General features: G+C 72.9%; 15 protein-coding genes. 5 read left to right on the top strand and 10 right to left on the bottom strand.

Translation table 11 applies throughout. The annotated features are described in order from the left end of the window. Positions 1-84: 84 nt before the first annotated feature. The 6 genes from ACQP1P_RS08360 to ACQP1P_RS08335 all read right to left on the bottom strand — a co-directional run bounded on the left by ACQP1P_RS08360 (position 85) and on the right by ACQP1P_RS08335 (position 7,534). Entirely contained in the window at positions 85-516 is a 432-nt protein-coding gene (locus tag ACQP1P_RS08360) for a GNAT family N-acetyltransferase (RefSeq protein ID WP_433084687.1), read from the bottom strand. After that, positions 513-1,874 (bottom strand): FAD-dependent oxidoreductase, encoded by a 1,362-nt coding sequence (locus tag ACQP1P_RS08355; RefSeq protein WP_433084685.1) that lies wholly within the window; start codon positions 1,872-1,874, stop codon positions 513-515. The genes ACQP1P_RS08360 and ACQP1P_RS08355 overlap by 4 nt, the downstream gene beginning before the upstream one ends. A gap of 76 nt (positions 1,875-1,950) precedes the next feature. Next, entirely contained in the window at positions 1,951-3,453 is a 1,503-nt protein-coding gene (locus tag ACQP1P_RS08350) for a deoxyguanosinetriphosphate triphosphohydrolase family protein (RefSeq protein WP_433084683.1), read from the bottom strand. Between the two features lie 12 nt (positions 3,454-3,465). Continuing rightward, a complete protein-coding gene (locus ACQP1P_RS08345) occupies positions 3,466-4,320 on the bottom strand; it encodes a class I SAM-dependent methyltransferase (RefSeq protein WP_433084681.1) in 855 nt (284 codons plus the stop codon). Beyond that, positions 4,317-6,701, bottom strand: coding sequence for a hypothetical protein (locus ACQP1P_RS08340; RefSeq protein ID WP_433084679.1), 2,385 nt, complete (start codon positions 6,699-6,701; stop codon positions 4,317-4,319). Before ACQP1P_RS08340 ends, ACQP1P_RS08345 begins: the two co-directional genes overlap by 4 nt. Positions 6,702-6,787: 86 nt before the next feature. Then, positions 6,788-7,534, bottom strand: coding sequence for a TetR/AcrR family transcriptional regulator (locus ACQP1P_RS08335; protein WP_433084677.1), 747 nt, complete (start codon positions 7,532-7,534; stop codon positions 6,788-6,790). Positions 7,535-7,578: 44 nt separating this feature from the next. On the opposite strand from ACQP1P_RS08335, the gene ACQP1P_RS08330 reads away from it, so the two are divergent. Genes ACQP1P_RS08330 through ACQP1P_RS08320 form a run of 3 tightly spaced genes read left to right on the top strand, consistent with a single transcriptional unit; the run spans position 7,579 to position 11,053 of the window. Then, positions 7,579-8,520, top strand: a complete 942-nt coding sequence (locus ACQP1P_RS08330; RefSeq protein WP_433084675.1) for an ATP-binding cassette domain-containing protein — start codon at positions 7,579-7,581, stop codon at positions 8,518-8,520. After that, positions 8,513-9,274 (top strand): ABC transporter permease, encoded by a 762-nt coding sequence (locus ACQP1P_RS08325; RefSeq protein ID WP_433084673.1) that lies wholly within the window; start codon positions 8,513-8,515, stop codon positions 9,272-9,274. Before ACQP1P_RS08330 ends, ACQP1P_RS08325 begins: the two co-directional genes overlap by 8 nt. A gap of 27 nt (positions 9,275-9,301) precedes the next feature. Next, entirely contained in the window at positions 9,302-11,053 is a 1,752-nt protein-coding gene (locus tag ACQP1P_RS08320; RefSeq protein WP_433084671.1) for a GH25 family lysozyme, read from the top strand. A 66-nt stretch (positions 11,054-11,119) separates the two neighbouring features. Here the strand turns inward: ACQP1P_RS08320 and hemQ are convergent, their stop codons facing one another. Both hemQ and hemG read right to left on the bottom strand, forming a co-directional pair. After that, positions 11,120-11,815: a hydrogen peroxide-dependent heme synthase gene (gene hemQ, locus ACQP1P_RS08315; protein ID WP_433084669.1), complete on the bottom strand. Its 696-nt coding sequence runs from the start codon at positions 11,813-11,815 to the stop codon at positions 11,120-11,122. A 5-nt stretch (positions 11,816-11,820) separates the two neighbouring features. Further along, positions 11,821-13,137: a protoporphyrinogen oxidase gene (gene hemG / locus ACQP1P_RS08310; protein ID WP_433084667.1), complete on the bottom strand. Its 1,317-nt coding sequence runs from the start codon at positions 13,135-13,137 to the stop codon at positions 11,821-11,823. 22 nt (positions 13,138-13,159) lie between these two features. Between hemG and ACQP1P_RS08305 the strand changes: the two genes are divergently transcribed. After that, positions 13,160-13,921 carry an SDR family NAD(P)-dependent oxidoreductase gene (locus ACQP1P_RS08305; protein WP_433084665.1) on the top strand — a complete coding sequence of 254 codons (762 nt, stop codon included), beginning with the start codon at positions 13,160-13,162 and terminating at the stop codon, positions 13,919-13,921. A gap of 779 nt (positions 13,922-14,700) precedes the next feature. Beyond that, positions 14,701-15,585 carry a HEAT repeat domain-containing protein gene (locus ACQP1P_RS08300; protein WP_433084663.1) on the top strand — a complete coding sequence of 295 codons (885 nt, stop codon included), beginning with the start codon at positions 14,701-14,703 and terminating at the stop codon, positions 15,583-15,585. Here ACQP1P_RS08300 and ACQP1P_RS08295 read toward each other — a convergent pair. Both ACQP1P_RS08295 and hemE read right to left on the bottom strand, forming a co-directional pair. After that, complete coding sequence (locus tag ACQP1P_RS08295) at positions 15,582-15,851, bottom strand: hypothetical protein (protein WP_433084661.1); 270 nt, start codon at positions 15,849-15,851, stop codon at positions 15,582-15,584. The two genes, ACQP1P_RS08300 and ACQP1P_RS08295, sit on opposite strands and share 4 nt — an antisense overlap. A gap of 117 nt (positions 15,852-15,968) precedes the next feature. Beyond that, on the bottom strand, positions 15,969-16,973 hold the full coding sequence (gene hemE, locus ACQP1P_RS08290; RefSeq protein WP_433084659.1) for a uroporphyrinogen decarboxylase: 1,005 nt from the start codon (positions 16,971-16,973) through the stop codon (positions 15,969-15,971). Positions 16,974-16,998 lie beyond the last annotated feature (25 nt).

The following is a 16,998-nucleotide window of genomic DNA, read 5'->3' as shown; positions in this document are numbered from 1 at the left end:
GCCCACGCAAGCACCAGCACCGCGCACAAGCAGCACCGCGGAAAACAAGCAACAGCACCGCGGAACAAGGACAAGACAGCAGCGTCAACCCCGGCGCATCGGCACGTGCTCGATGCCGTCGTCGTCGTAGGCCGGTCCGGTCACCGTGAACCCGTGCCGCGAGTACAGCCCGGTCGCCACCGTCTGGGCGTCGAGCACGGCGGGGCGGTCCGGGCCGATGTGCTCCAGGGCCGCCCCGAGCAGCGCCCCGGCCAGCCCCCGCCCCCGGGCCGCCGCCGCGGTGACGACCCGGCCGATGCGGGCCTCACCGGAGGGCTCCGAGAGCACCCGCAGATACGCCGCGACCGTCCCGTCCGGCGCGTCCACCCACAGGTGCAGGGTCCGCGGCTCGGTGTCGCGGCCGTCCAGTTCCGGATACGGGCAGCGCTGCTCCACGACGAACACGTCGCAGCGCAGCTTCAGGATCCGGTACAGGTCGTGGGCCGACAGGGACGCGAAGGCGGAGCTGCGAATCACGAGAACGAACCTAGCGCCTCGGCCGCCTTGCGTGCCGCGATGAGCACCGGGTCCCACACCGGCGCGAACGGCGGCGCGTAGGACAGGTCGAGCGAGGTCATCTCCTCGACGGTCATGCCGTGCCAGAGCGCCACCGCGAGCGCGTCGATGCGCTTGGCCGCGCCCTCCTCGCCGACGATCTGGGCGCCGAGCAGCCGGCCCGTCGTACGCTCGGCGATGATCTTCGTTTTGATCTTGCGCGCGCCCGGGAAGTATCCCGCGCGGGTCGTCGACTCGGTGACCACGCCGAACGAGGAGAACCCGGCCGCGGCCGCCTCCGCGGTGGACAGCCCGGTCCGGGCGACCTCGGTGTTGCAGAGTTTCGACACGGCCGTACCGACGACACCCGGAAAGGTCGCGTAGCCGCCCCCGATGTTGATCCCCACGGCGCGCCCCTGCTTGTTGGCGTGCGTGCCGAGCGCGATCGCCACCGGCCGCTGCGAGACGAGGTGAAGCGTCTCGACGCAGTCCCCGGCCGCCCAGACCCCGTCGGCCGAGGTCCGCATCCGCCGGTCGGTGCGGATGCCCCCGGTCTCGCCGATGTCGATCCCCGCGGCCCGGGCGAGGTCGCTGTCGGGGCGGGTGCCGAGGCCGAGAATGACCAGGTCGGCCGGGATCTCGCCGCCGCTGGTGTGCACCGCGGTGACCCGCCCCGCGTGGCTGGCGAAGCCCTCGAGCCGCTCGCCCAGGCGCAGGGTCACGCCCTCGGCCCGCAGCGCGTCGGCGACGAGCCCGCCCATGTCGGGGTCGAGGGTGCGCATCGGCTGGTCGGCCGCGTCGACCAGCGTGACCCCGAGCCCGTGCTTGAGCATCGCCTCGGCCATCTCGAGCCCGATGTACCCGCCGCCGACCACCACGGCCCGCTTCGGCGCGTGGCGGTCGAGGTACCCGAGCAGCCGGATCCCGTCCTCGAGCGTCTGCACCCCGTGGATGCCCAGCGACAGCGCCCCCGGCACGTCGGGCCGCGCGGGCACGCCCCCGGTGGCGATCACGAGCTGGTCGAACGGCTCCCGGTACTCCCCGTCCGGGCCGCGCACCAGCACCGAACGCCGATCGACGTCGATCCCCACGACGGTCGAGGCCAGGCGCAGGTCGATGTCCATGCGGGCGAAGTCGGCGGGGTGGCGGGCCACCAGGTCGTCCGAGGAGGCGACGTCGCCGGCCACGAGGTAGGGGATGCCGCAGGCCGAGTAGGAGACGTGCTGCCCGCGCTCGAAGGCCACGATGGCGAGTTCGCCGGCCGGGCGCCGCCGCCGGGCCTGCGAGGCGGCGCTCATCCCGGCCGCGTCGCCGCCGATGACGACCAGCCGCGTCGTCACGAGGTGGAGTCCTCGGCCGTCGCGATCGTCCTGATCTGGTAGCCCTGGGTCATCGGGCGCAGTCGCAGCATGGCACTCACAATACGAACGCGTCCGTCCAGAGCTGGCGCGAACGGCCCGAGAGCGCCTCGAGCAGCCCGACCGCCTGGCCGTCGGTGAGCGCGGCGACGAAGTCCACGATCGCCCGGCCGCGGGCCATGGCCACGACGTCGATGCGTTCCCGGCCGTAGTCCGACGGCTCCAGCTGCGCGCTCTCGGCCTCGGCGAGCTCCACGAGGTCGTGCAGGCGCCGCGGCAGCCGCGCCTCCTCCCCCGGGTCGGTCAGCCACGCGTGCAGCGCCTCGACCAGGCTGGACAGCAGCCGCGCCTGCCCGCGCTGGTGCAGGGCCAGGTCGGGGCGCTCCAGCACGAACCGGTGGTGGATGAACTTCAGGATCTGCACCTCGTGCCACTGCGCGGGCGCGAGCAGCACGTGGCCGGAGCGCACCGGCGGGTCGGGGCGCACGTGCACAGCGTCGATGAGCCGGCGGGTCCAGCGGGCCGAGAACCGGGCCACCGCCTGCTCGGCGTCGATGGAGCCGTCGAACGGGGCGGCGAGCAGCCCGTCGGCGAGCTCGGTGCGCACGTGGGCGACGGCGGCCGCGAACGCGTCGTCGTCGCAGATCCAGCCGTCCTTGGCCCGCAGCCGGCGGCGCAGGAGCTCGACCGAGCGGCCCGGCCGGCGGCCGCCGGCGCGCAGCTGCACGTCGCCGAGGCCGCGCAGCTCGCCGGCGTCGCGCAGCCAGGCGACGAGCTCGGCGGCGACGGCGCCCTGCTGCAGCACGCCGACGCGGTGGAAGTCCTCGAGGTCGTGGATGGCGTACGCGATGTCGTCGGCCGTGTCCATGACGGAGGCCTCGGCCGTCTGCTGCCAGTCGGCGAGGCGGCCCGCGAAGGGCGCCCGCGCCTGGCGGACGTCGGCGAGCTCGGTGACGTAGGCGCCGAACTTGCTCGACCCGACGGCGGGGTCGCCGCCGGCGCCCCGGGGCGTCGGGTTCATGTGCATCGGGTGCGGGTCCGGGTGCGTCCGCCGCGTCCACGGGTATTTCAGCAGCGCCGCCCGCACCGCCGCGGTGAGGTCCAGCCCGATCGCCGCGCCGCGCGCCTGGGTGCTGGTGACGATGCGGTACGACTGGGCGTTGCCCTCGAACCCGTCGGGCAGCCCGAGCCGCTCGCGGGCGAGCCGGTCCAGCACGTGCTCGCCGAGGTGCCCGAAGGGCGGGTGGCCGAGGTCGTGGGCGAGCGCGGCGGCCTCGACGACGTCGGCGTCGCAGCCGCCGAGCTTGTCCAGCACCGGGTCGCCGCCGATCTTCTCGGCGATGCCGCGGGCGACCGAGGCGACCTTGAGGCTGTGCGTGAGCCGGTTGTGCACCAGCAGCCCGGAGCCGCCGGGGCTGATGACCTGGGTGACGCCCGCCAGGCGGGCGAAGAACGGCGAGGCGACGATCCGGTCGCGGTCCACCCGGTACGGGCTCGCGGAGAGGTCGCCGGGGGCCATGACGGCCCCGCCGAAGAGTCGTCGTTCGCGCAGGTCTTCCATGGACCAGTTGTATCAAGCGGGCTTGCGGACCTCGATCACGAACCCGCTCGCGGCCTGCGCGGCCATCGGGTGGTGGGCCAGCAGCAGGTCGAGCAGCTTCAGCGGGGACAGCACCCAGGTGAGCGGCAGGATCGCGCGGTACAGCCGGCGGCTGCCGAACGACAGCACCATCGCCAGCCACTCCTGCAGCACCCACAGCATGCCGGAGGTCGGCCCGGCGCCGACCTTCACCGACAGGACCTCGAACGCGCCGAACTGCTCGCGCAGGCCGACCTCGGTGTAGCGCTGGAAGTCGTACGGCGAGGCGTGGAACGGCTGCATGAACGGCACGAACACGAGCATCCGGCCGCCGGGGCGCAGCACGCGGCGCATCTCGGCGATGTGCGCGGCCGGGTCCGGCACGTGCTCGAGCACGGCGATGCTGATCCCGCCGGCGAGGCTGTCGTCGGCCAGGGGCAGCCGGCGCAGGTCGGTGACGATGTCGACGTTGCCGTACGACCCGCCGTCCATGCAGATCACGCGCTCGTCGCGGCGGTGGGTGCCGCAGCCGAAGTCGGCCACGAGACTGCGGTCGAGGTCGAAGCTGTTGAGGAACGGGGTGATGAGCCGGCGGTCCTGCACCGGCGAGAGCACCTTGATCGCGGCCGGGTACAGCTTGTGGAAGCGGGTCTTAACCAGCTCCTTGACCCGGTTGAGGGCGTCGGCCTTGAGCTCGGACTCGCCGAACCCGCCGAAGTCGAGCTGCTCACCGCGGCGGCTGCCCACCGGGCCGCACGCCCCGCACACCAGCGACGCGTCCAGGTAGCCGCGGCAGCGGGGGCAGGCGAGCACCGCCGCGAGCCGGTTCCCCACGAGCGTTGACGTCACGATCCCCCCAGCGAGTAGACGGCGATGCGCCCGGCCCGGAAGCGGAACTGGGCGTAGTCCTGGATCCACGTGGACGGCAGCAGCAGGTAGCCCTCGTCGACCATGAGCCACTTGACGTGGTACTCGTCGCGCAGCTTGCCGACCGTGGCCGCCGTCGGGTGGTAGAACGCGGCGTCGTTGTCGGCGAGCCGGCGCTGGTCCCAGTAGGGCGCGAAGATCGCGTTGACGCCGGCCTTGGCGGCCTCCTCGTGGGCGCGGTTGGTGAAGCCCCAGCCCTCGACGAGGAAGCGCCGCTCGCTGTAGGCGGAGAACCAGAAGTGGCGGTTGTCGCAGCCGGTGAGCGCGTAGGGGTCGCCGACGCAGTGCGCGTTGGTGGCGACCAGGTCGTCGGGGTCGGAGTGCTCGCGCAGCCAGCGGCCGGCCTCCTGGGTGCCGGGCGTGACGAACGTCGCGATCTGCACGACGCCGCGCCAGCCGCCCAGGTACGACGCGCGGGTCATGAGGTACACGTGCTGCAGGGCGGTGATCATGCAGGCCCCGGCGAGCATCGCGGACACGAGGGTTCTCCAGGCCGGCAGCTTGCGGCGGTACATCCACCAGCCCGCGGCCCCGAGCAGCCCGTAGGACAGCAGGTACGGCCAGACGAGCGCCCACAGCGTGACCGCGAGGCTGCCGGTGTTCTGCAGCTTCGGCGTGTGCATCGAGCCGATCTTGTGCACGGCGAGGAGCACCGCGGCGCCGACGGCGATCGCGCCGTACACCTGCCGCAGCAGCCGGCGCCCGGGCAGCCCCCGCGGGGTCAGCAGTACCAGGCCGACCACGGACGCGAGGGTCAGGTAGGGCCGGGCGGAGACCATGAACCAGCCCTCGGCGCCGGCCTCGTGGCCGAAGACCATGAGCGCGCCGACGCCGGACAGGCCGATGCCGAACATGAGGATCACGGGATCGGCGGCGATGCCGAGGTCGCGACGCATCCGCCGGGCCTGCTGGATGGTCGGGGCCAGGCGCCCGAGCCCGAGCAGGCCGGGCCAGATGCAGGCCCAGCAGCTGACGGTGATGGCGGTGACGATGAGCAGGCGCCACAGCGGGTGCGGGTACTCGGGCGCGGCGAACTTCAGCGTGTACGGCGCGCCGGAGATCTGCGCGAAGTGCAGCGGGTCGATCGCCATGCCCTGCGAGGCGCCGCCGAAGAGCACGAACTGGGCGAAGAGCAGCCCGAGCAGGGTGATCCCGGCGGCGAAGAGCGCGCCCGGGTGCACCCGCCGGCGCGTGACCAGGCGCACCGCGACGACGAGCAGCAGCCCGGCCAGCAGCATCGGCAGGAAGGTCGCCTTCGCGCCCGTGACGCCGGCGATGAGCGCCGTCACGAGCGCCCAGCGGGCCCGGGTGGGCGCGGCCATCGCCTCGACCAGGGCGAGCGCCAGCCCGGCGAACAGCAGCGCCCCGAACGTCTGGGTCGGGCTCGTCCACAGCTGGGCGCGCAGGGAGGAGCCGTCCTCGTACGCGTTGGTGCCGAACGCCGAGAACCACCCCTCCAGCGGCCAGTGGTAGGGCAGCGGGGTGAGCACGAAGAAGGTGACGACCGCGGCCGCGGCCCCGGCCCACCACACGCCGGTGAGCCGCCGCCCGATGACCCCGAGCAGCGCGACGAGCCCGAACAGCATCGGCAGCGGCGCGAGCCGCACGAGCAGCACGTGCGGCTCGATGCCGGTGACCCACGAGGTCGCGGCCATCTCGGCGTAGACGAACCAGTGGTACAGCACCGGCTGGTCGGGCAGCCACGGCGACAGCAGCGGCATGTGGTGCTTCGCGTCGCCGATGAGCGCGAGGTGGAACGGCGAGTCGGCGTCGGGGCTGAGCATGCCCGGCTCGCGCAGGTCGTGCGTGCGGAAGAAGCGCACGCAGCTCCAGTAGAAGACCACGGCCGCGGTGGCGGACAGGATCAGCGACCACCACAGCGGGGTCCGGTCGCGGGGGTCGGTGCTGGCGCGCCAGCACCGCCGCAGCCGGGGCACGGCGAGGAAGGCGCCGATGACCGCGGCCGGCCAGACGAGCACGAGCAGCGGCAGCCCGGCGGCGCGGGCCGGGATGTAGGCGAGCACCTCGCCGGCGTAGCCGAGCGCGAGGCCGGCGCCGAGGTCCTCGACGAGCCAGCCGGAGCGCCCGCGCACGGCCCGCCAGATCAGGGTGCCGGGGGTGACGACGGCCAGCAGGACGTACCCCGTGAAGATCACGGTCGTCGCGATCGGCACGCCGTAGAAGCGCAGCCCGGCGGCCACGAGCACGGCCAGGACCGCCGGTGGCGCCCACGCGGGCGGGAGCCGCCGGGCCGGGGCGGTGGCGACGGTTGCCGGGGATCGCCGCTCGACCAGTGCTGTCACCCGCGCTCCACTCTCCGAGATGTCCGTCGCACCGTATGCAACGGGTGACGCCGGAGTGAGGAAGCGGGGGAAAACCACTCGAAGGGCTATTTCCGGCGGCTCATCAGCGCCTCCATGCCGTCGAGGAAGCGCTCGATGCCGAACTCGAAGTCGTCGTCGGGCCGGGACTCGGAGGTCTCCAGCACCCGGGAGCGCAGCAGCTCGCCGACGGCCGGGAAGCGCTCCGGGTCGGCCAGCAGGTGCAGGAGCCGGCCGTACTCGAACATCGCCTGCTCGGTCGTGCCCCCCTGGGCCCGGGCGGCCGCGTCGATGTCGGCGGTGAGCAGCGCCCAGTTGCGGGCCATGCCGCTGACCATCATGATCGCGGAGAGCCGTTCGTCCTGGCGCAGGTTCGTGTCGCGCATGACCGAGAGCCCGTGGTTCATCCAGGCGATCTGGTTGGGCGTGATCGGCGGAGTGTGGATCGGCACCCGCACCACCCACGGCTGGCGGCGCAGCAGGGCGAGGTAGTCGTCGGCGAACCCGCGCAGCCCCGCCCGCCAGCCCAGGGCCGCGCCGGCCGCGGGCGGCGGGCCGATGGCCGCGTCGACCATGAGGTCCAGCAGCTCGTGCTTGGCCGAGACGTACCGGTACAGCGACATCGTCGCCGCCCCGAGCTCGGCCGCGACCCGGCTCATCGAGACCGCGCCCAGCCCCTCGGCCGCGGCGATCCTCACCCCCGCGGCGACGATCCGCTCCAGGCTCAGGCCGGGCCTGGGCCCCTTCCCGGGTCGCTCCTTGAGGCCCCAGGCCAGCGCCAGCGCGTTCGGTATGCCGTTTTCCTGCTCGCTCATTGACTCCGGATTCTACTTCTGCGTATAACGTACGCATGGAGCGTATGACATACGCAGTTGAGACCACGGGCCTGACGAAGTCCTACGGCCGGCTCGCCGTGCTCACCGGCGTGGACCTGCGGGTGCCCGCCGGCTCGGTGTTCTGCCTGCTCGGGCCGAACGGGGCCGGCAAGACCACGACGGTGCGCATCCTCACCACGCTGACGAGCCCGGACGGGGGCACCGCCCGGGTCGCCGGGCACGACGTGGTCCGCGACCGCGCCGGAGTGCGCCGGGCGATCAGCCTCACCGGGCAGTACGCGGCGGTGGACGAGCTGCAGACCGGGGCGGAGAACCTGCGCATGATGGGCCGCCTGTCGGGCCTGTCGCGGCGTGAGGCCCGCCGCCGCGCCGGCGAGCTGCTGGAGCGCTTCGACCTGACCGCCGCGGCGAACCGGCGGGCCGGGCAGTACTCGGGGGGCATGCGCCGCCGCCTCGACCTCGCCGCCGGCCTGGCCGGACCGGCGGAGGTCATTTTCCTGGACGAGCCGACGACCGGCCTGGACCTGACCAGCCGCCAGGCCATGTGGGACGTGGTGGACGGGCTCGCCAGGGCGGGCCGCACCGTGTTCCTCACCACCCAGTACCTCGAGGAGGCCGACCGGCTCGCGGCCCGCGTCGCCGTCGTGGACCACGGCCGGGTCGTCGCCGAGGGCAGCCCGGCCGAGCTCAAGCAGCGCTTCGGCGACCAGCGCCTCGACCTCGAGCTGGCCGACCGGGCGTCCTACGACGCGGCCGCGCGCCGGCTCGGCGCGCGCGTCGTCCAGCGCGACGACGCCCGGCTCACCCTCGGCGTGACCACCGACGGCAGCGCCGCGCACGTGCGCTCGGTGCTCGGCGAGATCGACCCGGCGGGGGCCGCGGTCCGCCGGTTCTCCCTGCACAGCGCCACCCTCGACGACGTCTTCCTGGCCCTCACCGCACGCAAGGAGCTCGCCGGTGTCTAGCACCGCACTGACCCGGTGGACCGTCCTGGGCGGCCGCTCGCTGCGGCTCGCCCGCCGCAACGTCGAGGCCATGATCATGTCGATCGCGCTGCCGGTCATGCTCATGGTCGTCTTCGTCTACCTCTTCGGCGGCGCGATCCGGACCGGCACCGAGTACGTCACCTACGTCGTGCCCGGCGTCATGCTGCTGTGCGTGTCGTTCGGCTCGGCGATGACCGCGGTCTCCGTCGCCAACGACCTGCGGGGCGGCATCATGGACCGGCTCCGCTCGCTCGACGTCGGCGGCGCCGCGGTGCTGTCCGGGCACGTGGCGGCCAGCCTGGTGCGCAACGCCGTCTCCTCCACGCTGGTGCTCGGGGTCGCGTTCGCGCTGGGCTTCCGGCCCCGCGCCGGCGCCGGGCAGTGGCTGGCCGCGATCGGCATCCTGGTCCTGACGATCGCCGCCGTGTCGTGGCTGTCGGCGGCGCTCGGGCTGCTCGCGGGGTCGCCCGAGGGCGCGAGCGGCTACACGTTCGGGATCACCTTTCTGCCGTACGCCAGCAGCGCCTTCGTCCCGATCGACACCATGCCCTCGTGGCTGCGCGGCTTCGCCGGCAACCAGCCGGTCACGCCGATCACCGAGAGCCTGCGCGGGCTGCTGCTCGACCAGCCGGTCGGCGACGCCCCGTGGCGCGCGGCCGCCTGGTGCGCGGGGCTCATGCTGCTCGCCGTCGTCGCCGCGGCCGTACTGTTCCGCCGGAAAACACGGACATAAACCGATAAGTCCGGATACGGTGCCCGAATGCGAAGCCTCCTCGCCGTGGTCATGCTCGCCGGGCTCATCAATCCCGTGCCGTCCCCGGACGCCGGCGGGCACGCCCAGGCGGGAGGGCACGAGGAGGTCGCCGCGGCGGTCCCCGGGCCGCAGTACACGGTCAAGGGCATCGACGTGTCCAGCCACGACCACAGCGTCTTCCGGACGATCGACTGGGCCGGGCAGGCGGCCCAGGGCGTGAGCTTCGCCTACATCAAGGCCACCGAGTCCGGCAACTACGTCAACCCGTACTTCGCCCGGGACATCGCCGACGCCAAGCGGGCCGGGCTGCTGGCCGGCGCGTACACGTTCGCCCGCCCCGACCGCGGCGACCCGGTCGGCGACGCGAACACCTTCATCGACAACGCGGCCTGGGTGAACGACTCGAAGACCCTGGTGCCGTTCGTCGACCTCGAATGGCCCTACTTCACCACCGTCGGCGCCTGCTACAACCTCGACCAGACCGCCATGCGCGCCTGGATCCAGTCGTTCCTCGACCAGGTCCAGGCCCGCATCGGGCGCAAGGCGATGATCTACACCGCGGCCACCTGGTGGAACCAGTGCGTCGGCGGCACCACCCAGTTCGCGTCCTACCCGCTGGACGTCGCGAGCTGGAGCGGCACCACCCCGAAGCTGCCCAGCGGCTGGTCGAAGTGGGCGCTGTGGCAGTACACCGGCGGCGACAACAACCAGCAGGGCAACTACGACAAGGACGTCTTCAACGGCGACCTCGACCAGCTGCGCCGCCTCGCCGGGATCGACCCGCCGGCGCCGCTGATCGCCAAGCCGGCCGCGATCGCCCACCCGGCCACGGCCCAGATGCAGGTCTACACCGACGCGAGCCACGGGCTGTCACAGCGGTACTGGAGCCCCGGCTACGGCTGGTCGAGCTGGAGCAACTTCGGCGGCGGCATCGCCGGCACCCCGCACGTGCTGCAGAACCCGGCCGCGCGCACGGTCGAGGTGTACGCCCGCACCCGCGACGGCCGCCTGGCGCAGAAGTACTGGCGGGCGGGGCGCTGGTCGGACTGGACGGACCTGGGCGGGGACCTCGCCGGGGACCCGGTGGTGTTCTACAGCCCGCGCTACGGCTCGACGGAGATCTACGCCCGCGGCACCAACGGCCACCTGATGCAGCGCTTCTACGCCGGCGGCTGGTCGGGCTGGAACGACCTCGGCGGCGACCTGGCCGGCGACCCGGCCGAGATCGTCTACAACCCGGCCTACAAGACCACGGAGATCTACGCCCGCTCGTCCTCCGGCGCGCTGGTGCAGCTCTACTACGGCTCCGGCTGGTCGGGCTGGACCAGTCTCGGCGGGGACCTGCGCGGCGACCCGGTGTCATTCCGCAGCCCGCTCTACGGCACCACGGAGATCTACGCGCGCGGCGCGGGTGGCCACCTGCTGCAGCGGTACTACTCGGGCACCCGCTGGTCGAGCTGGAACGACCTCGGCGGCTCGCTCGACGGGGACCCGGCCGTGTTCTTCAACCCGCAGTACCGCTCGACGGAGATCTACGCGACCGGCTCCGGCACCCTGCGGTACACCCTGGTCATGCCCGGCGGCGGCTGGAGCGCCTGGACGGGCATCGGCGGGGCCCTGGAGTCGGACCCCGCCGTGCTGCTCAACCCGTGGACCGGCAACACCGAGATCTACGCGGTGTCGCACGGCAACCTCGTCACGCAGCTGTGGCTGCGCGGGCTGTCGGTGTGGTCGGGGTGGTCGAACCTCATGCAGTGAGCCGCCACCCGGCGAGCCGGGCTCCGCGGCGCCGTGGTCCGCGCCGATCAGCCGGCGGTGGCGGGATCAGGGCAGGTTCGCCACCAGGTCCGCGATCTCGCGGCGGCGCCCGGTGTAGAAGGGCACCTCCTCGCGCACGTGGCGGCGGGCCCGCGACGCGCGCAGCTCGCGCATGAGGTCCACGATGCGGTGCAGCTCCTCGGCCTCGAAGGCGAGAATCCACTCGTAGTCGCCGAGGGCGAAGCTGGCCACGGTGTTCGCCCGCACGTCGGGGAAGCCGCGGGCCTGCTGCCCGTGCTCGGCGAGCATCGCGCGGCGCTCCTCGTCCGGCAGCAGGTACCACTCGTAGGAGCGCACGAACGGGTAGACGCACACCCACTCGCGGGCGTGCTCGTCGGCGAGGAACGCCGGGATGTGGCTCTTGTTGAACTCGGCCGGCCGGTGCAGCGCCATCTGCGACCACACCGGGGCCATGCGCTGCCCGACGCTGGTGCGGCGGAACCCGGCGTACGCCTCCTGCAACGCCTCGGCGCTGGGCGCGTGCCACCAGATCATCAGGTCGGCGTCCGCGCGCAGCCCGGCCACGTCGTAGGTGCCGCGGACCGTCACGTCCTTGGACGCGAGATCCGCGAAGAACGCCGAGACCTGGGTGGCGTCGCGGCTGTCGGCGCCATAGGGCGTGGCGAGCCGGAAGACGGACCACATGGTGTACCGGATGCTCTCGTTGAGCTCCTTGATGCGGGCGGCGTTCGTGCTTGTCATGGCGCTCATTCTCCCAACTTCGCCAGGATGGACTCGGCGGCGGCCCGCCCGGACGTGATGCACGCCGGGATGCCGACGCCGTCGTAGGCCGCGCCGGCGACCGCGATCGGCGGGCGGTCCTCCAGACGGTCGCGCAGGGCCGCGACCCGGTCCCGGTGCCCGGGTGCGTACTGCGGCAGGGCGCCGCCCCAGCGGTACACCCCCCGATCCAGCTCCTCGGGGAGCGCATCGACGCCGACCAGCCGCGCGACCTCGGCCCGCACCACCTCGACCAGGTCCGCGTCGGTGCGCTGGAGCTGCGCCTCGTCGCCGTGGCGACCGATCGAGGCGCGCAGGACCGTCTGCCCCGGCCGCCGCTGGTGCGGCCACTTGCGATCGAAGAAGGTGACCGCCTTCACGGCCAGCCCCTCGGTCGCCGGCACCAGGAAGCCCGACAGCTCCGGCAGCTTGGTGGCCGGCAGCGCCAGGGCCACCAGGGCGATGGAGGCGTAGTCGAGCCGGAAGTCGTCGTCGTCGAGCAGGCGCGCCGCCGGCTTGGCCGGCACCGCGAGGATGACCGCGTCGGCGGTGACCGTCCCGGCGTCCCGGGTCGATCCGACGGTGAGCCGCCAGCCCCCGGGCCAGGCCTCCATCGTGCGCACCGTGGTGTTCGCGCGCACGTCCGGCAGGGTCCGCGCGACGGCGTCCACGAACGTCGTCATGCCGCCGTCGACGGCGCCGAACACGGGCGCGCCCGGCTCCCGGCGGCCGGCCCCGGCCGCCTCGCGCAGCGCCCCCGTGAGCGTGTCGTGCCGCTCGGCGGCCGCGGCCAGCGCGGGCAGCGCCATGCGCAGCGAGAGCCGGTCGGCCCGGCCCGCGTACACGCCCCCGAGCAGCGGTTCGACGTAGTGGTCGACGACCTCGTCCCCCCGCCGGGGCCGCACGAACGCGCCCACGCTCACGTCCTGGCCGGGCCGCAGCAGGGCCGGGCCCGGCTCCTCGGCGGGGCCCTCCAGCGGAATGCCCATCAGGGTCCCGGCCGGCAGGTCGTGCAGCGTGCCGCCGATGGCGACCGCCGCCCGGGCCGGGCCGGGGTGCACGATCGCGTCGCCGAGCCCGACCTCCCGGGCCAGCTGGACGGCCGCGCTGGGCCCGCCGACCAGGAACGACTCGGCCCCGCGCTCGACCGGATGCCCCGCCAGGCTGCCGGTCGACAGCTTCCCGCCGGGCCGCTCGCGCTGGTCCAGCAGGACGACGTCGAGGTCGGGCCGCAGCGTGTGCACCCGGTGCGCCGCGGCGAGCCCGGCGATCCCCCCACCGACGACCACGACGCGCTGTGTCATACCTGGAGTCTATTGTCGCGGGATGGGTGAGGAACGGGTGGCAGTGGTCACGGGGGCGGCTCACGGCATCGGCCGGCGCACCGCGGAGGTCCTGGCCGAGGAGGGGTATCTCCTGGCCGTCATCGACCGGGAGCCGATCCCCGGCTTCGACGGCCTGGCCTTCGCCGGCGACGTCGCGGACGAGTCGGACGTGGGTCGTTTCGTGGCCGAGGTCGAGGCGCGGTACGGCCGCGCGGACGTGCTCGTGAACAACGCGGGCATCGCGTCGATCGCCCCCGCCGAGGAGACGACCGCGGCCCAGTGGCGCCAGGTCCTCGACGTGAACCTGACCGGCCCCTTCCTGCTGTGCCAGGCCTTCGGGCGCCGCATGCTCGTGCGCGGGGCGGGCTCGATCGTGAACATCGCCTCGGTCGCGGGGCTCATGGGCGTGGCGGATCGGGTGGCGTACAACGCCAGCAAGCACGGCCTGATCGGCCTCACGCGCACCCTGGCGGTCGAATGGGGCGGGCGGGGCGTTCGCGTGAACGCGGTCTGCCCCGGCTGGGTCAAGACGGAGATGGACGACGCGTCGCAGGCCTCGGGCGCCTACGTGGACACGGACATCACGGAGCACGTGCCGATGGCGCGGTTCGCACAGCCGGACGACATCGCCAAGGCGGTGTCGTTCCTGGCCGATCCGGCGCGGAGCGGCTTCGTGAACGGGGCGGCGTTGTCGGTGGACGGGGGCTGGGCGGCGGACGGTTCGTGGCAGTCCCTACGCCTGGCGAGCCGGTCCCGCCCCTGACGCCGCGTCGTCTCGCCGATCTCTCTCGCCCACTGAGGTCTTTCAGCTCTCTCACACACCCGTGCACTCCGCCGTCTCACTGACCCTCCCACCTCTCTCACACCCGTGCTCCGTCGTCTCGCGGGGAACCCAGGCGGGGCGCGGAGGGCGGGCACGCCACTCGACCATGCCGGCGGCTCCTTTGTCTGACGCTCGACGCATGCGGGTCCTCGGCCTCCGAGCTTTGGCGAGCTTTCCGCTTTTCTCATTTCGCCCCGATTTCGGGCTTTTAGCCGTGAATTTTTCCTTTTGCCCTCTTCGATCGGATATCGCCCCACCGTTTCCGCCCTAGCGCCCCACCCGCCCCTTGTCCAGGCCACCTTTCCCATGTGCGTCGATATGTCAACGAGTAGGGTGATCGTCCACCCCGCATTGTCCTTCTGAGGGGCGAACCCCTCTGGAAGATCCCCGCGAAGACGAGCACACTCCTGGGGATGAGCGACCTCGCGTCCTCCCGCCCCGTGCCAGACGAGCCACCGGACCCGCGCCCCGGTGGCCCCGCCGACGTGTCCGGGTTGTTCCCAAGCTCGTCGGAGCTGTACGTTCCGGCAGCCCGGGAACCCTCGGACCTGGACGAGCTCGCCCTGAGCCCCTTGGCCGAGGTCATCGCCGACCTGGCGGACCTACGCTCCCCGGACCCGGACCAGCCGTCACCCGTTTCCGACATGTCGGACTTTTCGTCTTTTGCCGATGAATTCCGCCATTTTTCCCCGCCGGCGGCCCGCGCCCACCCCCGCGACGTGCACGATTTCGACCCGATCGACGCACTGACCTCGGGCTCGGAGGACGCGGAACCGACGGCGCGGAGCATCGCCGCCCTGCTGAGCTCGCCGGCCACGTCCGCGGCCGAACTGGCGGACGCGGTGGCCTGGTGCTATGACGACGCCGCGCTCCCCCTGCTGCTGCCGCTGGCCCACCACCCCGACGCGGGCGTACGCCGCGCCGTGGCCCAGGCCCTCCCGAGCGTCCTGGGCGAGGCCCCGCCGGACGACACGATCCACGCCCTGATCCTGCTCAGCGCCGACCGCGACACCGACGTGCGCGACTGGGCCTGCTTCGCGCTCGGCACCCAACTGTCGGAGCTGGACTCGACGACCGTGCGCAACGCGCTGGCCGCGCGCCTCGACGACCCGCACGACGACACGCGCTGCGAGGCGCTGCTGGGCCTGGCCCGCCGCCGCGACACGCGCGTGCTCCCGGTGCTGCACGAGCGCCTGGCCCGCGACAACGTCTACTCGCTGGAGATCGACGCGGCCGGCGCGCTCGGCCACGCGTCCCTGCACACCCTCGTCCGCGGCCACCTGTCCGGCTGGGACGACGACGTGGTCGCCCGGGTCTGCGCGGCGCTGCGCCTCACCGACCCGGACGGCGTCGGCGACGATCTCCTCGACGGGCTGGCCGACTGGTTCCGCGCCGGCGCCCCGCACGCGACGGACGAGGACCGCTACTGGTGGTCGGTGACGCTGCAGCTGCTCGAGCACGCCGAGTACCGCGCGCCCGAGATCGCCGAGCAGGTCCACTACCGCCTGCAGTCCGCGGAGCCGGCGACCGCGCTGATGCTCGGCTCGCGCCTGTCGCAGCTGGCCGGCGACCACGGCTGGCCGCGCTGGAGGCCGAGCCACTAGCCACCGAGCCACCACGCCAGCCAGCCGCGACGAAGCGACGAAGCGACGAAGCGACGAAGCGACGAAGCGACGAAGCCGAAGCCGAAGCCGAAGCCGAAGCCGAAGCCGAAGCCGAAGCCGAAGCCGAAGCCGAAGCCGAAGCCGAAGCCGAAGCCGAAGCCGAAGCCGAAGCCGAAGCCGAAGCCGAAGCCGAAGCCGAAGCCGAAGCCGAAGCCGAAGCCGAAGCCGAAGCCGAAGCCGAAGCCGAAGGACCAGAGTGGAGGCAATCACCCGGATCTGCGGCGAATACAGGTCCGAGGTGGGTGTCGTTCCGCTTTGTTACACCATACCATGACCGACCTAACTGATCACGGCCTTCGATTCGCTGCGCTACGAGCCGATTACTACGTGCTGTGAATCAGCTCCACCAGGCGCGTCAGCACGTCCGGGTCCGTCTCCGGCAAAACACCGTGGCCCAGGTTGAAGATGTGCCCGGGCGCCTTGGAGCCCTCCGCCAGCACCCGCCGCGCCTCCGCCGCCACCACCTCCCACGGTGCCAGCAGCACGCACGGGTCGAGGTTGCCCTGCAGCGGCCGTCCCGGCACCCGTGACGCCGCGACGTCCAGCGGTGTGCGCCAGTCGACGCCCACCACGTCCGCGTCCGCCTCGGCCATGGCGGGCAGCAGCTCCGAGGTACCGACGCCGAAATGAATGCGCGGACATCCGGAGAGGCCGGAGAGCACGGCCCGCGAGTGCGGCAGCACGAACCGGCGGTAGTCCGCCTCCGACAGCGCCCCCGCCCACGAGTCGAACAACTGGATCGCGTCCACCCCGGCGTCGATCTGCACCTGCAGGAAGGTGCGCGTGATGTCGGCGAGGCGCTCGCACAGGGCGTGCCAGACGTCGGGCGCACCGTACATGAGCGCCTTGGTCAGCGCGTGATGCCGTGACGGGCCGCCCTCGATGAGGTAGCTGGCCAGGGTGAACGGCGCGCCCGCGAAGCCGATGAGGGCCGTGGAGCCCAGCTCGGCCAGCAGCAGGCGGATGGCTTCGGCGACGAAGGTGACGTCGCCGGCCTCCAGGGGGCGGATCGCGGTCACGTCGGCCATGGTGCGCACCGGCGCGGCGACGACCGGGCCGGTGCCGGCGACGATGTCGAGGTCGATGCCGGCGGCCTGCAGCGGCACCACGATGTCGCTGTACAGGATGGCCGCGTCGACCTTGTGCCGGCGTACCGGCTGCAGCGTGATCTCGCAGACGAGGTCGGGCCGGCGGCAGGATTCCAGCATGCCGATTCCGGCGCGCAGCTCGCGATATTCGGGCAGGGACCGTCCGGCCTGACGCATGAACCAGACCGGCGTGTGGGGCACGGACTCGCCCCGGGCGGCGCGCAACAACAGCTTCGTCATCCGGTCCATCGTTTCACTCACTGTG

It is taken from the genome of Dactylosporangium sp. CA-052675, assembly GCF_050947935.1.
Lineage (GTDB): Bacteria > Actinomycetota > Actinomycetes > Mycobacteriales > Micromonosporaceae > Dactylosporangium.
The sequence above is the reverse complement of the archived record's forward strand: the minus strand, read 5'-3'. Positions and strand labels throughout refer to the sequence as shown.